Below are 24,256 nucleotides of genomic sequence, written 5' to 3'. Positions count from 1 at the left end.
CACTAAACTCGCCGTCAGCGCATCTCTGGTAGTACGTCGGACAGGGGAAATTGCTAAGCTAGTTAATAATTGCCAAAAAATTAATGAATACGCGTAGTTATGGAATCCTGGAAGGTTAATCTTATCTCCGTCTGGTTTGGCTGTTTTTTTACCGGCCTGGCCATCAGCCAAATTCTTCCCTTTTTGCCGCTGTACGTTTCCCAACTGGGCGTGACCTCGCATGAAGCGTTATCCATGTGGTCGGGCCTGACGTTTAGCGTCACTTTTCTGGTGTCGGCGATTGTCTCGCCGATGTGGGGGAGCCTCGCCGACCGCAAAGGGCGCAAGCTGATGCTGCTGCGCGCCTCGCTGGGGATGGCCATCGCCATTTTACTTCAGGCGTTCGCCACCAACGTCTGGCAGCTGTTTATCCTGCGCGCGGTGATGGGACTGACTTCCGGCTATATTCCCAACGCCATGGCGCTGGTGGCGTCTCAGGTTCCGCGCGAGCGTAGCGGCTGGGCGCTGAGCACGCTGTCGACGGCGCAGATCAGCGGCGTGATTGGCGGGCCGCTGCTCGGCGGTTTTCTGGCTGACCACGTCGGTTTGCGCGCCGTATTTATCATCACCGCGATTTTGCTGACCGTAAGCTTCCTGGTGACGCTGTTTCTGATTAAAGAGGGCGCCCGGCCGCAGGTCACGAGGGCGGAGCGGCTGAGCGGCAAGGCGGTATTTGCCTCGCTGCCCTATCCGGGACTGGTGATCAGCCTGTTTTTCACCACTCTGGTGATCCAACTTTGCAACGGCTCAATCGGCCCGATTCTGGCGCTGTTTATCAAGTCGATGGCGCCGGATAGCAATAACATCGCCTTTCTCGCCGGCATGATCGCCGCCGTGCCGGGCGTGTCGGCGCTGATTTCGGCTCCCCGTCTGGGGAAACTGGGCGACAGGATCGGCACCTCGCGGATCCTGCTGGCGACGCTGTGCTGCGCGGTGGTGATGTTCTTTGCCATGTCGTTCGTTACGACCCCATTCCAGCTTGGCGTCCTGCGGTTCCTGCTCGGTTTTGCCGATGGGGCGATGCTGCCGGCGGTGCAAACGCTTCTGCTCAAATACTGCAGCGACAGCGTCACCGGGCGTATTTTCGGCTATAACCAGTCGTTTATGTATCTTGGCAACGTGGCCGGGCCGCTGATTGGCGCGTCGGTCTCGGCCATGGCCGGCTTCCGCTGGGTGTTTATCGCCACGGCGGTTATTGTCCTGATCAATATCTGGCAGCTGGCCATCATGCTGCGCCGCAGCCGCCGTCCTGCGGCTTAATTCCGCTCTTTCTCCTCGGCCGCGATGGATGCGACAGCGTCAGTAGCGGCCTCGGTGTTCCTGAAGCTCTAAATGTATCACCGATCACAAAACGATCATTTTCCCCTCTCATTCTCTTCTATTCCTGACTGTTACGCGTATACAGTTACGCGTAACAGTTATTGAAAAAGAGGTTTTATGCGAAATTTATTTGATTTGTCAGGGAAGCGCGCGCTGATCACCGGATCCGCTCAGGGGATTGGCCATCTGCTGGCCGGCGGCCTGGCGGAGTACGGCGCGGAGATCATCATCAACGACCGCACCCAGGCGCGCGCGGACCAGGCGGCGCAGGCGCTGGTGGCGCAGGGTTTTCATGCGGTAGGGGTCGCCTTTGATGTCACCCGGGCGGCGCAGGTCGAGCAGGCGATAGCCCGCATCGAAGAGGAGATCGGCGCCATTGATATTTTAATTAATAACGCCGGAATCCAGCGGCGTTTCCCTTTTACCGAATTTCCGGAGGAGGAGTGGGATAACGTTATTGAGGTCAATCAGAAGGGCGTTTTCCTGGTTTCACAGCAGGTGGCGAAATATATGATGGGCCGCCGCGCGGGGAAAATAATTAATATTTGCTCAATGCAGAGCGAGCTGGGGCGTAAAACCATTACGCCTTATGCGGCCTCGAAAGGGGCGGTTAAAATGCTGACTCGCGGCATGTGCGTTGAGCTGGCCGAATATAATATTCAGGTTAACGGTATCGCGCCGGGATATTTTGCCACCGACATGACGGCCGCCCTGGTCAACGATGAGGCGTTTTCCGCCTGGCTGTACCAGCGTACCCCGGCGGCGCGCTGGGGAAAACCGGAAGAACTGATTGGCGCCGCGGTATATCTGGCCTCGTCGGCGGCAAACTTTGTTAACGGTCATTTGCTGTTTGTGGACGGCGGAATGCTTGCCGCTGTCTGAATCACTTCGCGTCCTTCGGGCAGCAGCGTGCCCGCACTACCTGAAGGACAGAGTATTAAACCCGTGTGATGATATTGATATCTGAGGAGTGCTTATGCACATGCTCGCGAAATTACCCGCGCGTCGCTGGTGGTATTTAATGCCGATTATATTTATTACCTATAGTCTGGCCTACCTTGACCGTGCGAATTATGGTTTTGCCGCTGCGGCGGGAATTGAAAGCGATTTGGGTATTACCAAAGGAACGGCATCGCTTATTGGCGCGCTATTTTTTCTCGGCTATTTCTTTTTCCAGGTACCCGGCGCGATATATGCGGTAAAACGCAGCGTGCGAAAAATGATTTTCTTTAGCCTGATTTTATGGGGATTCTGCGCGGCGGCGACCGGGTTCGTCAGCAATATTCCGATGCTGATGGCGATTCGCTTTACCCTTGGTGTGGTTGAGGCGGCGGTGATGCCGGCGATGCTGATTTATATCAGCAACTGGTTTACGAAAACCGAGCGTTCGCGCGCCAACACGTTCCTGATCCTCGGAAACCCGGTAACGGTGCTGTGGATGTCCATCGTTTCCGGCTACCTGATTCAGGCGTGGGGCTGGCGCGAAATGTTTATCATCGAAGGCATTCCGGCGGTACTGTGGGCGGTATGCTGGTGGATACTGGTGCGCGATAAACCGTCCGAGGTTTCCTGGCTGAACGAGCAGGAAAAAGAGACCCTGCAGAAGGTGATGGACAGCGAGCAGAGTCATATCAAGCCGGTGCGCAACTACGGTGAAGCGCTGCGCTCGCGCAATGTGATCATGCTCTGCGCCGTGCACGCGCTGTGGAGCATCGGCGTGTACGGCTTCATGATGTGGATGCCGTCGATTCTGAAGAACGCCGCGCAGATGGATATCGTGGCGGTGGGCTGGCTGGCGGCGGTGCCGTACCTGGCGGCAATTATCCTGATGCTGACGGTCTCCTGGCTGTCGGATAAGTTCCAGAATCGTAAACTGTTTATTTGGCCGTTATTGCTGATTGCCGCTATCGCTTTCTTTGGCTCCTGGCTGGTGGGCAACCAGGCGTTCTGGCTCTCCTATGCGCTACTGGTCATTGCCGCGGCCTGCATGTATGCGCCGTATGGGCCGTTCTTCGCGCTTATTCCTGAACTGCTGCCGCGCAACGTTTCCGGCGTATCGATGGGCTTAATCAACAGCTTTGGCGCGCTCGGCGCTTTCCTCGGCGCGTGGCTGGTGGGGTACCTCAACGGGATTACCGGCGGGCCGGGGGTTTCCTATACCTTTATGGCTGTCGCGCTGCTGTCCTCCGTCGTGCTGATGTACAACGTGCGCGCTAACCCGCAACCCGTTTCCCCGGTGACGGCAAAAAAGGTTGCCGGCTAACATAAACCGCCGCTGCTGTGGTAAGGTTCTCTGCGAGCATAAAAGTCGCTTGTCGTAGAGAACCTGATGAAAAACAACCGGATGACATTGCAGGATATCGCCAACCTGGCGGGGCTGAATAAAATGACGGTCAGCCGTTATTTACGTGACCCCGGCCAGGTTTCTGAGCGCAGCCGTGAGCTGATTTCAAAGGTCATGGAAGAGAATAACTATATCCCTAACCGCGCCCCGGAAATCCTGCTTAACGCCCGGAGTAAAACGATTGGCGTGCTTATTCCCTCCTTCCGCAACCAGATTTTTGCCGATGTGCTGGCCGGCATTGAGTCGGTGACCTCCGCGCACCAGTATCAGACCCTGATTGCCAACTACGAATATGACCCGCAGCGCGAAGAGCGCGAAGTGCTCAATCTGCTCTCTTATAATATCGATGGGCTGATTTTGACCGGGAAGCAGCACAGCGATCGCATGGTGCAGTACGTGCGCGCCAGCGGTATCCCCGTCGCTGAACTGATGGACTACGGCGGCCAGCAGCTGGATATCCAGGTGGGGTTCGATAACGAAAAGGCGGCGTGGGATATGACCCATGCTTTTCTTGAGAGCGGCAAACGGGCGATCGCCTTTTTTGGTTCAATGGACGATCCCCGCGATTTAAGCCGCTTCCGCGGCACCGAGCTGGCGCTGGCGGAGCACGGCCTGAAGGCGTATCACATGGCGCCGCGGACCATCTCCTCGGTTGCGCTTGGCCGGCAGATGTTCCTGCAGATGCAGCAGACGCGCCCGGATATTGACGCCATTTTTTGTACCAACGACGATCTGGCGGTGGGGGTGCTGCTCGAGTGCCAGGCGCAGGGGAAAGCCGTTCCGCAGGAGATCGCCATCGCCGGTTTTCACGGGCTGGAAATTGGCCGTGCGCGGCTGCAAAAAATAGCCAGCGTCATTACCCCACGTTATGAAATCGGTAAAACGGCGAGCGAAATACTTATTGCGCGCCTGGCCGGTAAAGACGCGCCGGACAGCGTGAATCTGGCCTACCAGATATATTATGGCGATACGTTATAGTTATCGATAGAATAGCGATATTCCATTTTATTCTTATTTGTTAAAGTTGGTTATGATGCTTATTAATCCGCATTGAGTAAATTCCTGGCGGGTGGCATGCAAAGAGCAAAACGTTTCGCTTGTTATTCACCGGCGTGGCGAACTTTTTTAAAAAATAATAGTGGCAACCGACGGCTAATGTATGACATAAATAGCAGACTACGGACCTCGCATAAGGATAAAGTGCTGTGAAGAATCTCATTGCTGAGCTACTGGTAAAACTCGCCCAAAAGGAAGAAGAATCGAAGGAGCTGACGGCCCAGGTTGAGGCGCTGGAAGTGGTGGTGACCGCTCTGCTACGTCATATGGAGCAGGACGCCCAGCAGGCGCTCATCACCGATATTGAGCAGGCCATCGATGAGGCCAGCCCCGGCCCGCTGGTGGATGACCGCGATACCCAGCTCCTGCAGCAATATATAAAGAAGCTGTTACGGCATCCTCGTAGTTAGTTTTGTGACAGGGTATGGATGCTGTCATTTTACTGTCACATCGCTTTTATACAGTCTCCCTCGTTTTGTTTTTTAAAGTATTTTTTACATGGAGACGATAAAAGTGAAATTAAGCGCCCTGTTTATTGCCCTGCTGCCTCTGCTGGGCTCCCCGATTATTCACGCAGAAACAACAACCGCACCGGTTCTGGAAAATCGTGCCGCGCAGGGCGATATCACCACGCCGGGCGGCGCGCGTCGTTTAAGCGGTGACCAGACCGAGGCGCTGCGCGCTTCGTTAATCAATAAACCGGCTAAAAATATTATTTTGCTGATTGGCGACGGAATGGGCGATTCTGAAATCACCGCCGCGCGAAATTATGCAGAAGGGGCGGGCGGCTTCTTTAAAGGCATTGACGCGCTGCCGCTGACCGGCCAGTACACCCATTATTCTCTGGATAAGAAAACCGGCAAGCCGGATTATGTCACCGACTCCGCCGCTTCCGCAACGGCCTGGACCACCGGCGTGAAAAGCTATAACGGCGCGCTGGGCGTGGATATCCATGAAAAAGATCATCAGACCATCCTTGAGCTGGCGAAAGCGGCGGGCTTAGCCACCGGTAACGTCTCCACGGCGGAACTGCAGGACGCCACTCCCGCTGCGCTGGTGGCGCATGTGACGTCGCGTAAATGCTACGGCCCGAGGGTGACCAGCGAAAAATGCGCCAGCAACGCGCTGGAAAAGGGCGGTAAAGGTTCGATTACCGAACAGCTGCTGAACGCCCGTCCCGACGTGACCCTGGGCGGCGGCGCGAAAACCTTCGCGGAAAGCGCGACGGCCGGTGAATGGCAGGGCAAAACGCTGCACGATCAGGCGGTAGCCCGCGGCTACCAGATCGTCACCGACGCCAGCTCGCTGGCCGCCATTAGCCAGGCCAATCAGGACAAACCGCTGCTCGGTCTCTTCGCGGAAGGCAATATGCCGGTGCGTTGGGAAGGCCCAAAGGCGTCTTATCACGGCAATATCGATAAGGCGGCGGTGACCTGTACGCCGAACCCGAAACGCGATGCATCGGTGCCGACGCTGGCGCAGATGACCGAAAAAGCCATCGATCTGCTGAGCAGCAATGAGAAGGGGTTCTTCCTGCAGGTGGAAGGCGCTTCTATCGATAAACAGGATCACGCGGCGAATCCGTGCGGTCAGATTGGCGAGACCGTCGATCTGGACGAAGCGGTACAGAAGGCGCTGGAATTTGCCAAAAAAGAGGGCAATACCCTGGTTATCGTCACCGCCGACCACGCTCACGCCAGCCAGATTATCCCGGCAGATACCAAAGCGCCGGGCCTGACGCAGGCGCTGAATACCAAAGATGGTTCGGTGATGGTGATGAGCTACGGCAACTCTGAAGAAGAGTCGATGGAACATACCGGCACCCAGCTGCGTATTGCCGCCTACGGCCCGCACGCGGCCAACGTGGTGGGTTTAACCGACCAGACGGACCTGTTCTACACCATGAAAGCCGCACTTAATCTGAAATAACCGGGCGCCGGTGATGAATTTTCGTTACCGGCTGGTTTTTTCTCCATCAGCGACCAGACTTACAGGGATCCACTCATAGAGGATGGTGCGATGAAAATAACATTACTTGTGACCCTACTTTTTGGCCTGGTATTTTTGACAGCGGTGAGTGCCGCGGAAAAAGAGTTGACCCCTCAGCAGCAAAAGATGAGCGTCTGCAATAAAGAAGCGTCATCGAAGTCGCTGAAAGGGGATGAGCGTAAAACGTTTATGAGTAGCTGCCTGAAGAAAGATGGCGCCGCGCAGGACGGTAAGGGGCTAACGCCTCAGCAGCAGAAAATGCGCGAGTGTAACGCTCAGGCGACCCAGCAGTCCCTGAAAGGGGACGATCGCAGCAAATTTATGAGCGCCTGCCTGAAAAAACAGGTGTAAGAAATGGGCGGGTGAGGGAAACCTCACCCGCTATTCGCTATTGCAATCAGGAACGGCTCAGCTTCTCTGATTTCTCCATGCATTTCACCATCGCTTCGATGACGGCGGAACGGAAGCCTTTCTCTTCCAGCACGCGCACGGCTTCGATGGTGGTGCCGCCGGGCGAACACACCATATCCTTCAGCGTTCCCGGATGCTCGCCGCTTTCGAGTACCATTTTGGCCGAGCCCATCACCGCCTGCGCCGCGAATTTATAAGCCTGCGCGCGGGGCATTCCGCCAAGCACAGCGGCGTCGGCCATCGCTTCGATAAACATAAAGACGTAAGCCGGCGCGGAGCCGCTGACGCCGACCACCGGATGAATCATCGGCTCAGCAATGATTTCCGCCTGACCAAAGCAGCGGAATATGGTCAGGATCTCCGCGGTTTCTTCGGCGCTGACCAGCGCATTCGGCGTGACCGACGTCATCCCCGCGTTGACCAGCGAAGGCGTGTTGGGCATCGCGCGGACTATTTTGCGGTCATGGCCTAAGGCGCGCGCCAGCTGGTCGAGCGTCACGCCCGCGGCGATAGAAACCACCAGAGAGTCTTTATTCAGGCTGGAGGCGACGTCGCTGAGCACTTTTACCATCACGCCCGGCTTTACGGCGCCAAAAACGATATCCGCCACCTGAGCCACTTCCTGCGCGCTTTGCGCCGCATTAATGCCGTATTGGTCGTGCAGGGCCGCCACTTTATCCGGCGACGGGGTATAGACCCAGATTTGACCCGGCTGCACCTGCCCGCTGGCGATCAGGCCGCCCAGGATGGCCTTGCCCATGTTGCCGCAGCCGATAAAGCCGATTTTCTTCTCCATCACCAATCCCCTTTGTTTGTTTTATCGTTAGCGATATAGCTTAACATCTTGTTGCTTTCGCGGAAGGCAAAAGCAGGCGACAATACGGCATCTCTTTTTCATCGACAGGAGCCGCAATGGCTATTTGGGTTGATGCGGACGCGTGTCCGAACGTCATTAAAGATATTTTGTTCCGCGCCGCCGAGCGCGCGCAAATCTCGCTGACGCTGGTTGCTAACCAGCCTCTGCGCGTCCCGCCGTCGCGCTTTATCCGCACGCTGCGCGTGGCGCAGGGGTTTGACGTGGCGGATAACGAAATCGTACGTTTATGCGAGCCGGGAGATCTGGTGATTACCGCCGATATCCCGCTGGCGGCGGAAGTGCTGGAGAAAGGCGGGGCGGCGCTGAATCCACGCGGTGAACGCTACAGCGAGGCGACCATTCGCGAACGCCTGACGATGCGCGACTTTATGGAAACGATGCGGGCCAGCGGCGTGCAGACCGGCGGCCCGGATAGCTTATCCCAACGCGATCGGCAGCAGTTTGCCGCCGCGCTGGAGAAATGGCTGTTAGACGTTAAGCGCCAGCAGGGTTAAACCCAGCTGTCGTCGTCGCTGCCGAAATCATCATTGCCGAAACCGGCGTCAAAGTCGGCGTCATAATCGTTGTTGTCGGCGAGGAACTGCCCGTCATCCTGGCGGAAGGTATCGTCAGCGACGCTATTGTCCTGCGCCTGGCTGAGATCCGGCTGCGGTTTCTCTTCGATGATATTGACGATCTCCTGCGGATGCGAGCCGCTAAACATATTGGTCAACATGTTTCCCAGCACCACGCCGCCCGCGACGCCTGCCGCCGTTTGCAGCGCGCCGGCCATAAAACCGCCGCCGCTGCGCGACGCCTGAGGGGCGTAGTTCTGCTGCTGCGCCTGCGGAGCATACTGAGGCTGGGCGCCGGCCTGCGGTCGGCCATACTGCTCGGCGCCAGGAATCGGGTCGGAACCGCGCGACTGACCGCCGCCAAACAGGCCTGAGAGAAACCCGCCGCTGCTCGGCTTCGCGGCCTGAAGCTGGGTCACCTGGCTCTCCAGCGCCTGAATACGGTCGTTAAGCTGTTTGATCGCCGCTTCCTGAATCAGAATCGTTTGCGCCATATAGTAAGGGGCGAACGGCTGCTCTTTAATGTGCCCGGCAATCCGCTCCTCAGCGCTGGCATCCCGTGATGCGCTGTGGCTCTCGGCCTCTCTTAATCGGGAAAACAGTCCATCGATAAGGCGTTGCTCTTCAGATTGCATACTACATACCTCTGTCATACTGATTGATTAGCTTCAGATTCGCTCCGAAGCACGCATCTTGTAAATATGCGGCAGCGTAAAGCTGTGCAGAAATGTGTTACTGTTTACGCCAGACTGCGAACAAAAAATAACTTCTGTACAAAAGTAAAGCTGGCATAACACCAAATGCAATGATAAGTTTACATTAAATGTCCTTTCTAATACTAAGGTGAAAGGGTTTGCAGATGGTGTGTAACGTTTATTTTACGATTTGCGTCGGGTAAGTTTGCGGTACCATTGTTTCTCTTTTCGCTTTCATTTATCCGCAAAATGCGGAACCAAGGGGTCTTCGGTAATGACACAGCTAATATTTCTTGTCGGGCCTCGCGGCTGCGGTAAAACGACCATCGGACACGCGCTGGCGAAAGCTCGCAGCTTTAAGTTCGCCGACACGGACCATGAGCTGCAGGAGCATGAGCAGCGCACGGTAGCGGCTATCGTTCAGCAGGAAGGCTGGGAACGCTTTCGTGCGCTGGAAACGCAGGCTTTAGAACGCGTCGCTCAACCCGCGACGATCATCGCCACCGGCGGCGGCATTATCCTCAGCGAATACAACCGACAGTTTATGCGGGAAAATGGCATCGTTATCTATCTCGAGGCATCGGTCTCCGCGCTGATTGACCGCCTTGAAGCCTATCCGAAGGCGGAACAGCGCCCGACGCTGACCGGAAAGCCCATCCGCGATGAAGTGGGTGAGGTGCTGGCGCAGAGGGAAGCGCTGTATCGCGCGGCCGCGCATCATATTATTAATGCGACCGCCACGCCGGATGAGGTCGTGGAACAGATTATGACCACCGTCTGCGGCGAGACCTATACCAGTTAAGACTTTGCCTGGGGTAAACGGATCGGCAGCGCCTATACTTTAAAGCTCTTAAGGTAAAAAAAGGAAACGCTATGCCGACCAGACCTCCATATCCAAGGGAAGCGCGTGTTGTCGCCGTTGAAAAGGGCCCGCAGGGCCAAACGGTCACCTGGTATGAACTGCGCGCCGATCACCCGACGCCAAACTCACTCATCAGCGAACATCCTACAGAACAGGAAGCGCTGGACGCCAAACGGCGTTACGAAGATCCTGATAAGTCTTAATTCCTCTTAAATGTCCGGGATTCGTTCTGAAAAGATCGCTACCGGACATGTATCACATTTTTAATCTATTAACGGTACTAATGATTACCTAAGGTACGGATTTTCAGGAGCGTTTTTGACGCTTCTGGAATCTTTACATTCCATATCAGCCGTAACCTGCTACGCTTCTCGACGGTTGCTTTGGGTCACCAGGGGGCAAAAGTTGTAAATAAAAGCCTGTTTTGAAACAGCGGTTGTGAAAAGGTAAACGATATGAGTAGTGCATCGATGGCAATCTTGACCATTGGGGTCGTACCCGTGGCGGAGATGCTGCCGCTTTTAACTGAACATATCAGGGAAGACGAGATCGCCCACATTAGCCTGCTCGGCAAAATGACGCGCGAAGACGTTATGCGGGACTACAGCATAGAGCCCGGCGATGAGATGCTATTGACCTTGCTTAACGATAATCAAATTGCGCAGGTCTCACGGCAGAAGGTTGAGCGTGATTTACGTAGCGTCATTGCGATGCTCGATAAACAAAATTACGACCTTATTTTACTCATGAGCACTCATCCCTTTAGCGGATTTACGGCGAATAATGCGATCCTGCTTGAGCCGCAAAGAATTATTCCGCCGCTGGTCGCGTCGATTGTCGACGGCCATCAGGTGGGGGTGATTGTTCCGGTTGAAGAGATTTTGCCGCTGCAGCGGAATAAATGGCAGGTATTAGAAAATACTCCGTTTTACGCCATTTCCAATCCGGTGAGCGGCGGTAAAGAGGAGTTAATCGCCGCGGGCAGGGAGTTGATTGAACAGGGCGCAGACGTATTAATGCTGGATTGCCTTTGCTACCACCAGCAGCATCGCGACATATTACAAAAGGCGCTGGATATTCCGGTTCTGTTGTCAAATGTGCTGGTTTCACGGCTGGCGGCAGAACTATTAGTTTAACCTGATGTAACGCGTTAATTTTACGTGACAGGGGCAAGGAGCGCCCCCTATATTGTGCCTTCAACACAAGATCATAAGGGCGAGTTTATGCTTCAAAGCAATGAATACTTTGACGGAAAAGTAAAATCTATCGGCTTCACCAGCAGCAGCACCGGTCGTGCGAGCGTGGGCGTGATGGCGGAAGGGGAATATACCTTTGGTACCGCGCAGCCGGAAGAGATGACCGTAGTCAGCGGCGCGCTGAACGTACTTTTGCCGGGAGAGACCGAGTGGAAAGTCTATGCCGCCGGGGAAGTATTCAACGTTCCGGGGAATAGCGAGTTTAATCTGCAGGTGGCCGAGCCGACCTCTTATCTGTGCCGCTACCTGTAATGTTCGTTTCCTTCCTGCGCTGGCAGGAAGGAATTCTCGAGATTAGCGCTGCGCTTCGCCGCCTAACCCTTCCACCAGATTCTGAATCAGCGCGGCCAGCTCGCCGGTCATCAGAATAAAGTCCGCGTCAAAACGCTGGGCGAAATCTTCCCGATCGATATCTTCATTCTGATCGCGCAGTTCGTCGCAGAACTTCAGGCGTTTAATCGAACCATCATCGCACATTAAGAACTGAATGCGCTGCTGCCAGTCGAGCGCCAGCTTGGTGACAACCTTACCGGCTTCAATGTGCACGGCGATCTCGTCGCTCACCAGATCCTGTTTTTTCGCGCGGATCACGCCGCCGTCTTCCAGCATCGCTTTCAGCTCGGCTTCATCCAGCAGCTGGAAGCCCTGAGCCACGGTACCGGAACGCACCCACTCGGTCAGCGTCAGTTCGATCGGGGTTTCCAGCGCCAGCGGAACAACCGGCAGCGAGCCCAGAGTTTTACGCAGCAGCGCCAGCGTATCTTCCGCTTTTTTGGCGCTGGCGCAGTCCACCATGATCAACCCGTTGACGGTATCGATCCACATCATGGTCTGGCTGAAGCGGCTGAAGGCGCGCGGCAGCAGGGAATGCAGCACTTCATCCTTCAGAGAATCTTTTTCGGTTTTTTTCAGCTTACGGCCCTGCTCGGCTTCCAGCTTGAAGATCTTTGCTTCCAGCGCCTGTTTGATCACCGGAGACGGCAGGATCTTCTCTTCTTTACGCGCGCAGATAACGATCTGGCCATTTGCCGTATGCGTCAGCGCATCGCTGTGCGATCCCATCGGCGGTACCCAACCGGTTTTGGCCATATCCTGGCTGCCGCAAGGGGTAAAGGTCAGCTCGGCCAGCTGTTTTTCCATCTCCTCGGCGCGCAGGGAAATGTCGCGGCTGAGACGATAAACCATTAAATTTTTGAACCACAGCATGATAATTTCCACGGCTTAGTCGTTAAATCCAGCGGGCATGATAGCGAATTGTCGCTATGCTTGCATTGTTAATCGGGAGAGGAATTCACAGTGCGCATTGGCATTGATTTAGGCGGAACCAAAACGGAAGTCATCGCGCTGAGCGACCAGGGAGCGCAGCTATTTCGTCATCGCCTGCCTACGCCAGGGAGTGATTATCGCCAGACGATAGAGACGATAGCCTCGCTGGTCGAGATGGCCGAGCAGGCTACCGGGCAGAGCGGCACGGTCGGCATCGGCATCCCCGGGTCGATTTCGCCCTATACCGGCGTGGTCAAAAACGCTAACTCAACCTGGCTCAACGGTCAGCCGTTTGATAAAGACCTTAGCCAGCGTCTGCAACGGGAAGTGCGTCTGGCCAACGATGCCAACTGCCTCGCGGTGTCGGAAGCGGTAGACGGCGCGGCGGCCGGGGCGCAAACGGTATTTGCGGTGATTATCGGCACCGGCTGCGGTTCAGGCGTGGCCCTTAACGGACGCGCCCATATTGGCGGCAACGGTACGGCGGGCGAGTGGGGGCACAACCCGCTGCCGTGGATGGATGAAGATGAACTTCGCTATCGCGCTGAAGTACCGTGCTACTGCGGCAAGCAGGGCTGTATTGAAACCTTTATCTCCGGTACCGGCTTTGCGACCGATTATCGGCGGTTAAGCGGTCATTCGCTAAAAGGCAGCGAGATTATGCAGCGCGTGGGCGAGCGGGATCCGGTGGCGGAGCTGGCGCTGAGCCGCTATGAGCTGCGGCTGGCGAAATCGTTGGCTCACGTGGTTAACATCCTCGATCCGGACGTTATTGTGCTTGGCGGCGGAATGAGCAACGTTGACCGTCTCTACCAGACGGTGCCGAATCTGCTAAAACCATGGGTATTCGGCGGTGAATGCGAGACGCCGATTCGCCGGGCGGCGCACGGGGACTCCAGCGGCGTGCGCGGCGCGGCCTGGCTGTGGCCGCTGTAATCATCAACCGCTGCGCGGCCTGAACGGCGCAGCGGGTACCCCGCGGATTACCGGTCCGGGATCTCCTCCAGGCTGTAGTAAATCGACAGCCCCCTTTTTTTACCCTCCTCAATATCCAGATCCGCTCCCCGGGATTCGCCCGGCATGCGCAATATAGCGTCGCAGCGGCTAATGACACGGTGAGCGACCGGATAGAGATATTCCTCGCTAATCGCATCGCCAATTTCCGTTGAACCCGCAGCTTTGGCGATGGGCAGAGCCAGCCATTCGCCGACCACGGGGATATGGCCTTTCTGGTAAACGCGTAGCGCAACCTGGGCCATATTGTTCAGGTTAGCGTCGATAAGTTCCGCGCGATTGTGGGTGCCGCTGCGTACCGGGCCGGCAATCAAAATAAGTAAGCTTTTCATGGTTAAGACCTTCTTAAATGGGCCAGAGGGGATGGGACGATGCTGCCGGATGCTGCTGCACGCCCGTCAGAAAAAGTTATGGATGCACGTTTTTGCACGAAATAATGTGATTAAGATACTTGGCTCGTTTTTTATGCATGATTTCGCCTGTTATTCATCGTTAAAGCAATGAAATTAAACTTATCATGCAAATTCGTGCGGTATCAAGATTTATCGTGAAATCTGAGTCCGGGCAACAACGCGACCTCTCCCGTGGGGGAGAGGCTTGAAGACAGGTGCGGAGGGGGAAATTTATTCGACGGCGAAAGCTTTATCGAGACGGCTATAGCCCAGCCCGTTGATTTTTTTAACTTTAATTTGCACAGGAATGCGCTCTTTCATCGCCTCAACGTGGCTGATAACGCCGATAATCTTGCCGCTGGCGTTGAGCGCGTCCAGCGCATCCAGCGCGGTATCCAGGGTTTCGCTGTCCAGAGTGCCGAAGCCCTCATCGAGAAACAGCGAGTCTATCCGCGTTTTATGGCTCACCAGATCGGAGAGCGCCAGCGCCAGCGCGAGGCTCACGAGGAAGCTCTCGCCGCCGGACAGCGTCCGGGTGTCGCGCACCGCGTCCGCCTGCCAGGTATCGACCACCTCCAGCTCCAGGGCGTCGCTGGCTTTGCGTTGCAGCAGATAGCGGCCGTGCAGGCGGTTGAGCTGATGGTTGGCCAGCCACACCAGGTTATCCAGCGTCAGGCCTTGCGCAAACTTACGGAATTTATCGCCCTCTCTGGAGCCGATAAGCGCGTTCAGCCATCCCCAGTCTTCCACTTCCTGCGCAGCGCGTTCCATCTGCTGGCGTAACGACTGCTGACGCTGCTGGTTTTCTGCATTCTGCTTCAACTGCTGGCGAATCTCTCCCTGACGGGCGCTGTTTTCCCGCAGCAGCGTCGTCAGCTGCTGAAGCTGTTCCTGTACCCGTTCAAGAGGCTGGCTGATATCCGTTTCCGCCGGCGGCTGCTGGCGGTGGCTATCCAGCGCCTCGCGGGCCCGCATCGCCAGCGCCTGATTCTGCTGTAGCGTACTTTCCAGCGTCTGCTTCAGGCGTTCAAGGCGCCGGCGCGTCTCCTCATCGAGCAGCGCGGCGAGAAACGCCTGCTGGTCAGCGAACGGGCTGGCGGTCAGCGCCGCGCTGAACTGCGCTTCGCTCTCTTTCAACTGAGCCTGCTGCTGGCTCTCCTGCTGCCCCAGGGTTTGCCACTGGCTCTGAAGCGCGAGGCAGTCGTCGTGCACCTGGCGCCAGCCGTCCAGCGGCGCGGGTTCCGCCGCTAAGTCCGTTTCCGGCAAGGACTCCAGCAGCGGGGTCAGCTGCTGAAGCTGTTCCTGCAGGGCGATCAGTTCGTTCTGTTTGGCCTGCCAGCTGCGGGTCTCGTCTTCCCGCTGCGCCAGCCAGCCTGCGGCCTGCTCTGCTGCCGGTAAACTCAGCGCAAATGCGGCCAGTTCAGCCGCCAGCGCGGCGCTGCGCTGCGCTTGTTCCTGCTGGAGCTGCTGGATCTGCTGCTGGCACTCCTGCTGCTGGGCCTGCCAGGCCAGACGCTGCTGATGCTGATACAGCCGCTGTTCATGCTCCTGCTGCGCGTTTAGCCAGCCGGGAATGTCATCCTTTGGCGTCAGGTCGATATTTAATCCGGCGATCGTCGCCTGCCAGCGTGAGGTAAGCGCTTGCTCCTGCTGCAGAAGCGATGCTTTCTCGGTGGCCTCTTTTTGCTGCTGCTTAAGCAGGGCGTCCAGCTCGCCGCGCACCAGGGCGCCGGCCTCCGCCAGCTGTTTGACTTCGCGCTCAAGCGCATCGCGCCGCGCCTGATTTACGCCGGGAACCAGCGCCTGATACTCGGCGACGGCCGGATGCTGCGCGGAACCGCAGAGCGGACAGGGGGAACCGGGCTGCAGGCGGGCTCGCTCGGCCTCCAGACCGGCAATGCGCGCTTCCATTTCGCACAGGGCTTTGACATCGCTAAACTGCTGATTCTTCTCTTTATAGGCCTGACGGCGCTGGGCCAGGGTGGTTTCGAGCCGCTCCTGCTCCTGCTTACTGGCCTGCCCGGCGGCATGAAGCTGTGATAAACGCTGGCTCAGCGGCTGCAGCTGGCCATGCAGGGCCGCGAGCTGCTGGCGCAGCGCGCGCGCCGCGGCGTGCTGCGCGAGGCCGGCGCTGACCTGCTCAGCATCCAGCGCCAGCCCGTCGGGCGGCAGTTCGCCCAGCCGGCGGCTGGTTTCCGCCAGACGCTGCTGCAGAGCGGCTTGCTGCTGCGTATCGCGGGCCTGCTGCTGGAAAGCGGCCCGCCAGCCCGCCAGCGCATTGCCCCATCGCTGGTAGCGGTCGTGCTCTTTTAGCCATGCGGCGAGCGTTTGCTGGTGGTTCTGCAGGCGTTCAGATTGCTGCCGGGCGGCGAGGCGAATCCCCGCCCGCAGCCGCAGTCGTTCATGTAAGCGAGTATTTACTTCTTCTCTCAGATTGCGGGTTTGCGCCAGCGCGGCGATTTGCTCCTGTTGACGCGTCCACTGCGGGCGTAGCTGCTCCGCGGGCTGGGCATTCAGCAATACGGTAAGCTGCGGTTGCGCCTGCTCCAGCGCAGCCTGCGCTTCGCGTAGCGCGGTTTGAGCCTGCCGATCTTCTGCCGTCAGCTCTGCGCCGCGTACCAGCCACTGACGGGCATTTTGCAGGCGAGTTTGTTCGCTAACCTGTTGTTTTTCTTCATCAGTAAGCGCTTGCAAACTTTGTTGGAGCGCCTGCTGCTGTTCGTCGCTCATCAGCAGCACACCGGAGGCCTGGGCCTGAATTTTCTCCAGCTCGACGCGGGCCTGCTTATGCTTTTCAAAGACCTGTGCCGAAATCTGGCCGTAAATCTCGGTGCCGGTCAGCTCCTCCAGCAGCTCGGCGCGCTCTTTCGGTTTCGCGTTCAGGAAGGCGGCGAACTGCCCCTGCGACAGCAGCATCGAGCGGGTGAAGCGGCCATAGTCCAGGCCGGTGAGCGAGGCGGTCAGTTCCAGCTTATCTTTGACCTTATCGGCGAGGATCTTGCCGTCCTCGCAGCGCGCCAGCTCGACGCGCGGAACCTGCAGGTTGCCGTCCGGCTGGTTTCGCGCCCGGTTCTGGCTCCAGAAGGCGCGGTAGGCGATGCCTTTTACCTCAAACTCCACTTCCGCCAGGCATTCGGCGGTGTCGCGGGTCATCAGATCGTTCTGCGATTGCGACACGCTGCTCAGGCGCGGGGTTTCGTGATACAGCGCCAGACAGATTGCATCCAGCAGGGTGGTTTTTCCGGCGCCGGTTGGCCCGGTAATCGCGAACAGTCCGTTGCTGGCGAAGGGCTCAGCGGTGAAATCAATTTTCCATTCGCCTTTGAGTGAGTTGAGGTTTTTCAGGCGTAAGCTGAGTATTTTCACAGGCGATCCTCACCGTTCAGACTATGCAGCGTTTCATTAAAGAGCTGTTCCAGGCGCTGCTGCTGCGTTGCTTCCAGCGTTTCCAGCGCCAGACGGCGGGCGAAGACGTCCTCCACCTGCAGTTCGCTGAGGGTCTCGCGCTGAGCGCCGGCCAGAATGCGATCGCGCTGGGCGCGGCTGCGGCGCACCAGCAGCACTTCTACCGGCAGCGTTTCGGTCTGCGCCTGGATTTTACGTTGGATATCATGCATATATTCGTCGCTGGTGACTTCTATATCCAGCCACGCTGAGGGCTGCTGGTCGTTATTCTGCCATTGGTTTAGCTGTGCGCTAATGCTGGCGAAATCGCCCTTCAGGACCGCCAGCGGCTGGGTGACGGGGACGATAAGCGGCGTGACGTCCGTCAGGCAGCCGTTAGCGAAAGTGACCAGATTGACGCTCTTATTTTTCCCGGTTTCGTCAAAGCTCAGCGGGATGGGCGAACCGCTGTAGCGGATATGTTCGCAGCCGCCGACCACCTGCGCCCGGTGAATGTGGCCGAGCGCGATATAGTCGGCGGGCGGAAAACGGCTCGCCGGGAAGGCGTCCAGCGTACCGATATAGATTTCGCGAACCGCGTCGCTTTTGCTGGCGCCGACGGTGGTTAAATGGCCGCTGGCGATAATCGGCAGCGCCCGGTCGCCGCGCAGTTCGCAGGCCAGCTGGTACTGCTGCTGGTAGTAGTCGCTGATGGCGCTGAGCAGCAGCTGCTGCTTTTCGCCGCCAGAGTGCCCGGCCTGGCTGGTCACCAGCTCACGCGGGCGCAGGAACGGTACCGGACAAAAAATCGCCCCCGGCGTACCGTCGCGCAGCGGCAGGATAAAAGGGGCGTGGCCGGCATTGGCCACCACCGTCGTATTCAGGAAGGCGAGAATGTCTCGCGACTCGTTGAGGGTGGCAACCGAATCATGGTTTCCCGCCAGCACCACCAGCCGGCAGCGGGTCTGCTGCAGCTGAACGACAAAGCGGTTATACAGCTCGCGCGCGTAGCTCGGCGGTGAGCCGGTATCAAAAATATCGCCCGCAACAATAATGGCATCGACATTATGTTCCTGCGCGCTGGCCAGCAGCCAGTCGAGAAACGCCTGATGTTCGGCGGCGCGACTTTTGCTGTAAAAATTTTGCCCAAGGTGCCAGTCAGAGGTGTGAAGGATGCGCATAGTTGTTCCCTGGAGAAAAAGCGTAAGCGGCATTATATACCCGTCATCCTTCAAGTTGCTTATGCGTTGGCTACGTCCAGCCACCTGGTTACCTGTACTTGTGGGGAGTGAAACCTGAATTATTGAGGGGATAACGCTGCTTTTGGGTGAGTTAAGTCCGTGTCACAATTCGAAATCCGCGTTCATCTGGCGGTCATTTTTTTCATAAATCTGTCATAAATCTGACGCATAATGGCCGCGCACTTCTATACTGATGGCTAAAAAATACAGGGTAAATAATGGCGAGAAGAATTCTGGTCGTTGAAGATGAAGCTCCAATCCGCGAAATGGTTTGCTTTGTTCTGGAGCAAAACGGCTTTCAGCCCGTCGAGGCGGAAGATTTTGACAGCGCGGTCAATCAGCTCAATGAACCCTGGCCTGATTTGATCCTCCTTGACTGGATGCTGCCGGGCGGGTCGGGTCTGCAGTTTATTAAACAGCTCAAGCGTGAAGCGATGACCCGTGATATTCCGGTGGTGATGCTGACCGCCCGCGGCGAAGAGGAAGATCGCGTCCGCGGCCTGGAGACCGGCGCCGATGACTACATCACTAAGCCGTTTTCCCCGAAAGAGCTGGTGGCGCGAATTAAAGCCGTGATGCGGCGCATTTCGCCGATGGCGGTGGAGGAGGTGATTGAAATGCAGGGGCTGAGCCTCGACCCCTCTTCGCATCGCGTCATGACCGGCGAAAATCCGCTGGATATGGGGCCTACGGAGTTTAAATTACTCCACTTCTTCATGACGCACCCGGAGCGAGTCTATAGCCGCGAACAGCTGCTGAATCACGTCTGGGGAACCAACGTTTATGTCGAAGACAGAACGGTAGACGTGCATATTCGCCGTCTGCGCAAAGCGCTGGAACATAGCGGCCATGACCGGATGGTACAAACGGTTCGCGGTACGGGATATCGTTTCTCCGCCCGTTTCTGAATGCTGACAGGAGTGTGAACCGTGCTGGAACGGCTGTCATGGAAAAGGCTGGCGCTTGAGCTTTTCTTGTGTTGTATCCCGGCCCTGATCCTCGGGGCGTTTTTAGGTTACCTGCCGTGGTTTTTATTGGCGGCAGTGACCGGTCTTCTTGTCTGGCATTTCTGGAATCTGATGCGCCTGTCGTGGTGGCTGTGGGTTGATCGCAGCATGACGCCGCCGCCGGGCAGCGGCAGCTGGGAGCCGCTGCTTTACGGACTGCACCAGATGCAGATGCGTAATAAAAAGCGCCGCCGTGAGCTGGGAAGCCTGATTAAGCGCTTTCGCAGCGGGGCGGAGTCTCTGCCGGATGCGGTGGTGCTGACCACCGAAGAAGGGGTGATGTTCTGGTGCAACGGTCTGGCCCAGCAGATCCTGAATCTGCGCTGGCCTGACGATAACGGGCAGAACATCCTTAACCTCTTGCGCTACCCTGAATTTGCCAATTATCTGAAATACCGCGATTTTTCCAAACCGCTCAATCTGGTGCTGAATAACGGCCGTCATCTTGAAATTCGCGTGATGCCCTATAGCGATAAACAGCTGCTGATGGTGGCGCGCGATGTCACGCAGATGCACCAGCTGGAAGGGGCGCGGCGAAACTTTTTCGCCAACGTCAGCCACGAACTGCGCACGCCGTTGACGGTGCTGCAGGGGTATCTGGAGATGATGCAGGAGCAGGTGCTGGAAGGGGGAACGCGCGAAAAAGCATTGCACACCATGCGTGAACAAACCCAGCGCATGGAAGGCCTGGTTAAGCAACTGCTGACGCTGTCGCGAATCGAAGCCGCGCCGGTACTGGCGATGAACGATAAAATCGATGTGCCGATGATGCTGCGGGTGGTCGAGCGCGAGGCGCAAACGCTAAGCCAGCAGAGGCAGGTGCTGCATTTTTCGGTCGATGAATCGCTGAAAGTACTGGGTAATGAAGAACAGCTGCGCAGCGCCATTTCCAACCTGGTCTATAACGCGGTCAACCATACGCCGCCGGGAACGGACATTACCGTAAGCTGGCAGCGCGCGCCGCACGGAGCGTTGTTCAGCGTCGAAGATAACGGGCCGGGCATCGCGCCGGAACATATTCCGCGTCTGACCGAGCGTTTCTACCGGGTGGATAAAGCGCGTTCAAGACAGACCGGCGGCAGCGGTCTGGGGCTGGCGATCGTCAAACACGCCGTCAGCCATCACGATAGCCGCCTCGAAATTGAGAGTACGCTGGGGAAAGGCACCCGCTTTAGCTTCCTGTTACCGGAACGTTTAATTGCCAAAAATTGAGCCCGAGCGGCCGGGTGTCAGAATAACTTGCCAATGACCAGCTTCGGCTGGTCATTTTCCTTTGCAGCGCAATCACAGCTGCGTAATTAACGAACGCTCGCTGCTTTTTTGTTCGCATGATAAGCCAGATGTTTTCTATCCATCAGGTAAATAATTCTACGCATCAAAATAGAGTTAGCATAATCATCTGCTTTTGCGATCCCTCCTTGCTTTAAAACGTTATAAGCGTTTAAATTGCCCCCCTACGGTCGCAGACAGACTGTTTTTGCGTGGTAATTCAAAAAACAATTCTTTTCCACGCCGCTTTGGGAGCATATCCCGCTGAGTTTACTGACAATGGCCGCTGTATCATCCCCAGGGGAAAGGCGCGGTATTTATCCGTTTTTACAACACCACATCCACAGGCTGTAATGAATTTATGACCCATCAGTTAAAATCTCGCGACATCATAGCGTTGGGCTTTATGACCTTCGCGCTGTTTGTCGGCGCAGGCAATATTATCTTCCCCCCAATGGTTGGCTTACAGGCCGGCGAACACGTCTGGAGCGCGGCCATTGGCTTTCTGATTACCGCCGTGGGTCTGCCGGTGCTAACGGTCGTGGCGCTGGCAAAAGTCGGCGGCGGCGTAGAGAGCCTGAGCACGCCGATTGGTAAAGTCGCCGGTATCCTGCTGGCGGTCGTCTGCTACCTGGCCGTAGGGCCGCTGTTCGCGACCCCGCGTACCGCGACCGTCTCTTTTGAGGTGGGGATTGCGCCGCTGACCGGCGACGGCCCGCTGCCGCTGCTGATTTACAGCGTTATCTATTTTGCGCTGGTGATCCTCGTTTCGCTCTACCCGGGCAAGCTGCTGGACACCGTGGGGAATTTCCTCGCGCCGCTGAAAATTATCGCCCTGATTATTCTCGCCGTGGCGGCAATCGTCTGGCCTGCCGGTCCGCTGAGCCACGCGATGGAAGCCTACCGCACCGCGCCGTTCTCTAACGGCTTCGTCAACGGCTATCTGACCATGGACACCCTCGGGGCAATGGTCTTTGGTATCGTGATTGTTAACGCCGCGCGTTCTCGCGGCGTCACCGAAGCCCGCCTGCTGACCCGCTACACCGTCTGGGCTGGCCTGATGGCCGGCGTGGGCCTGACGCTGCTGTACCTGGCGCTGTTCCGTTTAGGTTCCGATAGCGGCACGCTGGTGGAGCAGTCCGCTAACGGCGCGGCGATTCTGCATGCTTACGTCCAGCACACCTTCGGCGGCGCGGGAAGCTTCCTGCTGGCGGCGCTGATCTTTATCGCCTGTCTGGTGACGGCGGTGGGCTTGACCTGCGCCTGCGCGGAGTTCTTTGCCCAGTACCTGCCGTTCTCCTACCGTACGCTGGTGTTTATCCTCGGCCTGTTTTCGATGGCGGTCTCCAACCTCGGCCTGAGCCACCTGATTCAGATTTCGATTCCGGTGCTGACGGCTATCTATCCGCCGTGTATCGCACTGGTTGTATTAAGCTTTACCCGCGGTTGGTGGCATAATTCGTCCCGCGTTATCGCCCCGGCAATGTTTATCAGCCTGATGTTTGGTATCATTGACGGCATTAAAGCGTCGGCGTTTGCAGAGATGATGCCGTCCTGGACCGCGCGTCTGCCGCTGGCGGAGCAGGGCCTGGCCTGGCTGATGCCAACCGCCGTTATGGTGGTGCTGGCGGTTATCTGGGATCGCGCAGCGGGACGTCAGGTGACATCCAGCGCGCACTAACCGACGCTTTACACAGGTGTTTAACCACGGGACTTCAGGTCCCGTGGTTTTTTGTTTTTTTGGTCACCCTCCTTTGTTCTTTGCCCCCGCGAAGGCCAGAGGAGAAAAACGGCATGGAACACGATGGAAAGTAGTAACAAGCTTAAGCGCGGGCTAAGTACCCGGCATATTCGCTTTATGGCGCTGGGGTCGGCAATCGGTACCGGCCTTTTCTATGGTTCGGCTGACGCGATTAAAATGGCGGGGCCGAGCGTTCTGTTGGCTTATATTATCGGCGGCGTCGCGGCCTACATTATCATGCGCGCGCTGGGCGAGATGTCGGTGCATAACCCGGCCGCCAGTTCATTCTCGCGCTACGCGCAGGATTATCTTGGCCCGCTGGCGGGCTATATCACCGGCTGGACCTACTGTTTCGAAATTCTGATTGTCGCCATCGCCGACGTCACGGCCTTCGGTATCTATATGGGCGTCTGGTTCCCGGCGGTACCGCACTGGATTTGGGTGCTCAGCGTGGTGCTGATTATCTGCGCCGTCAACCTGATGAGCGTGAAGGTCTTCGGCGAGCTGGAGTTCTGGTTCTCCTTCTTCAAAGTCGCCACGATTATCATCATGATCCTCGCCGGTTTCGGCATCATTATCTGGGGTATTGGCAACGGCGGGCAGCCGACGGGTATCCACAACCTCTGGAGCAACGGCGGCTTCTTCAGCAACGGCTGGCTGGGGATGGTGATGTCGCTGCAGATGGTAATGTTCGCCTACGGTGGGATCGAAATCATCGGTATCACCGCCGGCGAAGCGAAAGATCCGGAGAAATCCATTCCGCGCGCCATTAACTCGGTGCCGATGCGTATCCTGGTGTTTTACGTCGGGACGCTGTTTGTGATTATGTCTATCTATCCGTGGAACCAGGTCGGGACCAACGGCAGCCCGTTCGTCTTAACCTTCCAGCATCTCGGCATCACTTTTGCCGCCAGCATCCTGAACTTTGTGGTGCTGACCGCTTCGCTGTCGGCGATTAACTCCGACGTCTTTGGCGTGGGGCGTATGCTGCACGGCATGGCGGAGCAGGGCAGCGCGCCGAAAATGTTCGCGAAAACCTCCCGTCGCGGGGTGCCGTGGGTGACGGTGATGGTGATGACCATCGCGCTGCTGTTCGCGGTCTATCTTAACTATATTATGCCGGAGAACGTTTTCCTGGTGATCGCCTCGCTGGCCACTTTCGCCACCGTCTGGGTGTGGATTATGATCCTGCTGTCGCAGATCGCCTTCCGCCGCCGTCTGCCGCCGGAAGAGGCGAAGGCGCTTAAGTTCAGGGTGCCTGGCGGTGTCGCGACCACGGTGATTGGCCTGCTGTTCCTGGTCTTTATTATCGGTCTGATCGGCTACCATCCTGATACCCGCATCTCGCTGTACGTTGGCTTTGCGTGGATTCTCCTGCTGCTGATTGGCTGGCAGTTTAAAACCCGCCGCGAGCGAAAACTGGCGAAAGCCTAGTCATTTTCGTTCTCTTCTTGCCGGATACGCACGGGCTATCCGGCAAGCTATCCCTCCACCCCCGCCATCCTCCCCCAATAATTCTGCCGATGATGAGTCATACGC

The 24,256-nt window shown here is 57.1% G+C and carries 23 protein-coding genes; 17 read left to right on the top strand and 6 right to left on the bottom strand.

Features of this window, described 5'->3' with window-relative positions; genetic code table 11:
• The first annotated feature begins 99 nt into the window (after nucleotides 1–99).
• The 7 genes from ABLU87_RS28750 (at nucleotide 100) to psiF (ending at nucleotide 7,099) form a co-directional block, all read left to right on the top strand.
• Entirely contained in the window at nucleotides 100–1,299 is a 1,200-nt protein-coding gene (locus ABLU87_RS28750) for a multidrug efflux MFS transporter (RefSeq protein WP_014228136.1), read from the top strand.
• 177 nt (nucleotides 1,300–1,476) lie between these two features.
• Nucleotides 1,477–2,241: a gluconate 5-dehydrogenase gene (idnO, locus tag ABLU87_RS28745; protein ID WP_014228137.1), complete on the top strand. Its 765-nt coding sequence runs from the start codon at nucleotides 1,477–1,479 to the stop codon at nucleotides 2,239–2,241.
• A 94-nt stretch (nucleotides 2,242–2,335) separates the two neighbouring features.
• Nucleotides 2,336–3,622, top strand: a complete 1,287-nt coding sequence (locus ABLU87_RS28740; RefSeq protein WP_004848153.1) for an MFS transporter — start codon at nucleotides 2,336–2,338, stop codon at nucleotides 3,620–3,622.
• Between the two features lie 66 nt (nucleotides 3,623–3,688).
• A complete protein-coding gene (locus ABLU87_RS28735; protein ID WP_014837560.1) occupies nucleotides 3,689–4,681 on the top strand; it encodes a substrate-binding domain-containing protein in 993 nt (330 codons plus the stop codon).
• Nucleotides 4,682–4,908: 227 nt separating this feature from the next.
• Complete coding sequence (iraP, locus tag ABLU87_RS28730; RefSeq protein ID WP_004848155.1) at nucleotides 4,909–5,169, top strand: anti-adapter protein IraP; 261 nt, start codon at nucleotides 4,909–4,911, stop codon at nucleotides 5,167–5,169.
• Between the two features lie 88 nt (nucleotides 5,170–5,257).
• Nucleotides 5,258–6,688: an alkaline phosphatase gene (gene phoA / locus ABLU87_RS28725; protein ID WP_196942045.1), complete on the top strand. Its 1,431-nt coding sequence runs from the start codon at nucleotides 5,258–5,260 to the stop codon at nucleotides 6,686–6,688.
• A 90-nt stretch (nucleotides 6,689–6,778) separates the two neighbouring features.
• Entirely contained in the window at nucleotides 6,779–7,099 is a 321-nt protein-coding gene (gene psiF / locus ABLU87_RS28720) for a phosphate starvation-inducible protein PsiF (RefSeq protein ID WP_122116962.1), read from the top strand.
• 46 nt (nucleotides 7,100–7,145) lie between these two features.
• Here psiF and proC read toward each other — a convergent pair whose 3' ends face one another.
• Complete coding sequence (gene proC / locus ABLU87_RS28715) at nucleotides 7,146–7,955, bottom strand: pyrroline-5-carboxylate reductase (protein ID WP_004848157.1); 810 nt, start codon at nucleotides 7,953–7,955, stop codon at nucleotides 7,146–7,148.
• A 116-nt stretch (nucleotides 7,956–8,071) separates the two neighbouring features.
• Here proC and ABLU87_RS28710 point away from each other — a divergent pair, with 116 nt between their 5' ends.
• Nucleotides 8,072–8,530, top strand: coding sequence for a YaiI/YqxD family protein (locus ABLU87_RS28710; RefSeq protein WP_009653579.1), 459 nt, complete (start codon nucleotides 8,072–8,074; stop codon nucleotides 8,528–8,530).
• On the opposite strand, the gene ABLU87_RS28705 is transcribed toward ABLU87_RS28710, so the two are convergent.
• Nucleotides 8,527–9,225: a DUF2076 domain-containing protein gene (locus ABLU87_RS28705; RefSeq protein ID WP_122116963.1), complete on the bottom strand. Its 699-nt coding sequence runs from the start codon at nucleotides 9,223–9,225 to the stop codon at nucleotides 8,527–8,529. The two genes, ABLU87_RS28710 and ABLU87_RS28705, sit on opposite strands and share 4 nt — an antisense overlap.
• Before the next feature lie 334 nt (nucleotides 9,226–9,559).
• Between ABLU87_RS28705 and aroL the strand changes: the two genes are divergently transcribed.
• From aroL to ppnP, 4 genes are all read left to right on the top strand, one after another.
• On the top strand, nucleotides 9,560–10,087 hold the full coding sequence (aroL, locus tag ABLU87_RS28700) for a shikimate kinase AroL (RefSeq protein ID WP_004848163.1): 528 nt from the start codon (nucleotides 9,560–9,562) through the stop codon (nucleotides 10,085–10,087).
• 71 nt (nucleotides 10,088–10,158) lie between these two features.
• Nucleotides 10,159–10,350, top strand: coding sequence for a YaiA family protein (locus tag ABLU87_RS28695; RefSeq protein ID WP_004129622.1), 192 nt, complete (start codon nucleotides 10,159–10,161; stop codon nucleotides 10,348–10,350).
• Nucleotides 10,351–10,602: 252 nt separating this feature from the next.
• On the top strand, nucleotides 10,603–11,283 hold the full coding sequence (locus ABLU87_RS28690; RefSeq protein ID WP_165795123.1) for an AroM family protein: 681 nt from the start codon (nucleotides 10,603–10,605) through the stop codon (nucleotides 11,281–11,283).
• An 87-nt stretch (nucleotides 11,284–11,370) separates the two neighbouring features.
• Nucleotides 11,371–11,655 carry a pyrimidine/purine nucleoside phosphorylase gene (gene ppnP / locus ABLU87_RS28685; protein ID WP_004099395.1) on the top strand — a complete coding sequence of 95 codons (285 nt, stop codon included), beginning with the start codon at nucleotides 11,371–11,373 and terminating at the stop codon, nucleotides 11,653–11,655.
• Nucleotides 11,656–11,697: 42 nt separating this feature from the next.
• Here ppnP and rdgC read toward each other — a convergent pair whose 3' ends face one another.
• Nucleotides 11,698–12,609 carry a recombination-associated protein RdgC gene (gene rdgC / locus ABLU87_RS28680; RefSeq protein WP_004099396.1) on the bottom strand — a complete coding sequence of 304 codons (912 nt, stop codon included), beginning with the start codon at nucleotides 12,607–12,609 and terminating at the stop codon, nucleotides 11,698–11,700.
• 90 nt (nucleotides 12,610–12,699) lie between these two features.
• On the opposite strand from rdgC, the gene mak reads away from it, so the two are divergent.
• Nucleotides 12,700–13,605, top strand: a complete 906-nt coding sequence (gene mak / locus ABLU87_RS28675; RefSeq protein ID WP_122116964.1) for a fructokinase — start codon at nucleotides 12,700–12,702, stop codon at nucleotides 13,603–13,605.
• A gap of 47 nt (nucleotides 13,606–13,652) precedes the next feature.
• On the opposite strand, the gene ABLU87_RS28670 is transcribed toward mak, so the two are convergent.
• The 3 genes from ABLU87_RS28670 to sbcD all read right to left on the bottom strand — a co-directional run bounded on the left by ABLU87_RS28670 (nucleotide 13,653) and on the right by sbcD (nucleotide 18,640).
• A complete protein-coding gene (locus ABLU87_RS28670; protein WP_014228145.1) occupies nucleotides 13,653–14,015 on the bottom strand; it encodes an NUDIX hydrolase in 363 nt (120 codons plus the stop codon).
• Between the two features lie 291 nt (nucleotides 14,016–14,306).
• A complete protein-coding gene (gene sbcC / locus ABLU87_RS28665) occupies nucleotides 14,307–17,441 on the bottom strand; it encodes an exonuclease subunit SbcC (RefSeq protein WP_122116965.1) in 3,135 nt (1,044 codons plus the stop codon).
• Nucleotides 17,438–18,640: an exonuclease subunit SbcD gene (gene sbcD, locus ABLU87_RS28660; RefSeq protein ID WP_122116966.1), complete on the bottom strand. Its 1,203-nt coding sequence runs from the start codon at nucleotides 18,638–18,640 to the stop codon at nucleotides 17,438–17,440. Before sbcD ends, sbcC begins: the two co-directional genes overlap by 4 nt.
• A 278-nt stretch (nucleotides 18,641–18,918) precedes the next feature.
• Between sbcD and phoB the strand changes: the two genes are divergently transcribed.
• The 4 genes from phoB (at nucleotide 18,919) to proY (ending at nucleotide 24,151) form a co-directional block, all read left to right on the top strand.
• Nucleotides 18,919–19,608 (top strand): phosphate response regulator transcription factor PhoB, encoded by a 690-nt coding sequence (gene phoB, locus ABLU87_RS28655; protein WP_004099401.1) that lies wholly within the window; start codon nucleotides 18,919–18,921, stop codon nucleotides 19,606–19,608.
• Nucleotides 19,609–19,629: 21 nt separating this feature from the next.
• On the top strand, nucleotides 19,630–20,919 hold the full coding sequence (gene phoR, locus ABLU87_RS28650) for a phosphate regulon sensor histidine kinase PhoR (protein WP_004848171.1): 1,290 nt from the start codon (nucleotides 19,630–19,632) through the stop codon (nucleotides 20,917–20,919).
• 418 nt (nucleotides 20,920–21,337) lie between these two features.
• Nucleotides 21,338–22,657 carry a branched-chain amino acid transporter carrier protein BrnQ gene (gene brnQ / locus ABLU87_RS28645; RefSeq protein ID WP_014837566.1) on the top strand — a complete coding sequence of 440 codons (1,320 nt, stop codon included), beginning with the start codon at nucleotides 21,338–21,340 and terminating at the stop codon, nucleotides 22,655–22,657.
• A 123-nt stretch (nucleotides 22,658–22,780) separates the two neighbouring features.
• Nucleotides 22,781–24,151: a proline-specific permease ProY gene (gene proY / locus ABLU87_RS28640; RefSeq protein WP_122116967.1), complete on the top strand. Its 1,371-nt coding sequence runs from the start codon at nucleotides 22,781–22,783 to the stop codon at nucleotides 24,149–24,151.
• The last annotated feature ends 105 nt before the right edge of the window (nucleotides 24,152–24,256 follow it).

This window comes from Klebsiella sp. CB_Kp196, from assembly GCF_040061575.1.
Lineage (GTDB): Bacteria > Pseudomonadota > Gammaproteobacteria > Enterobacterales > Enterobacteriaceae > Klebsiella > Klebsiella michiganensis.
This window is presented reverse-complemented; position numbering and strand designations above follow the sequence as displayed.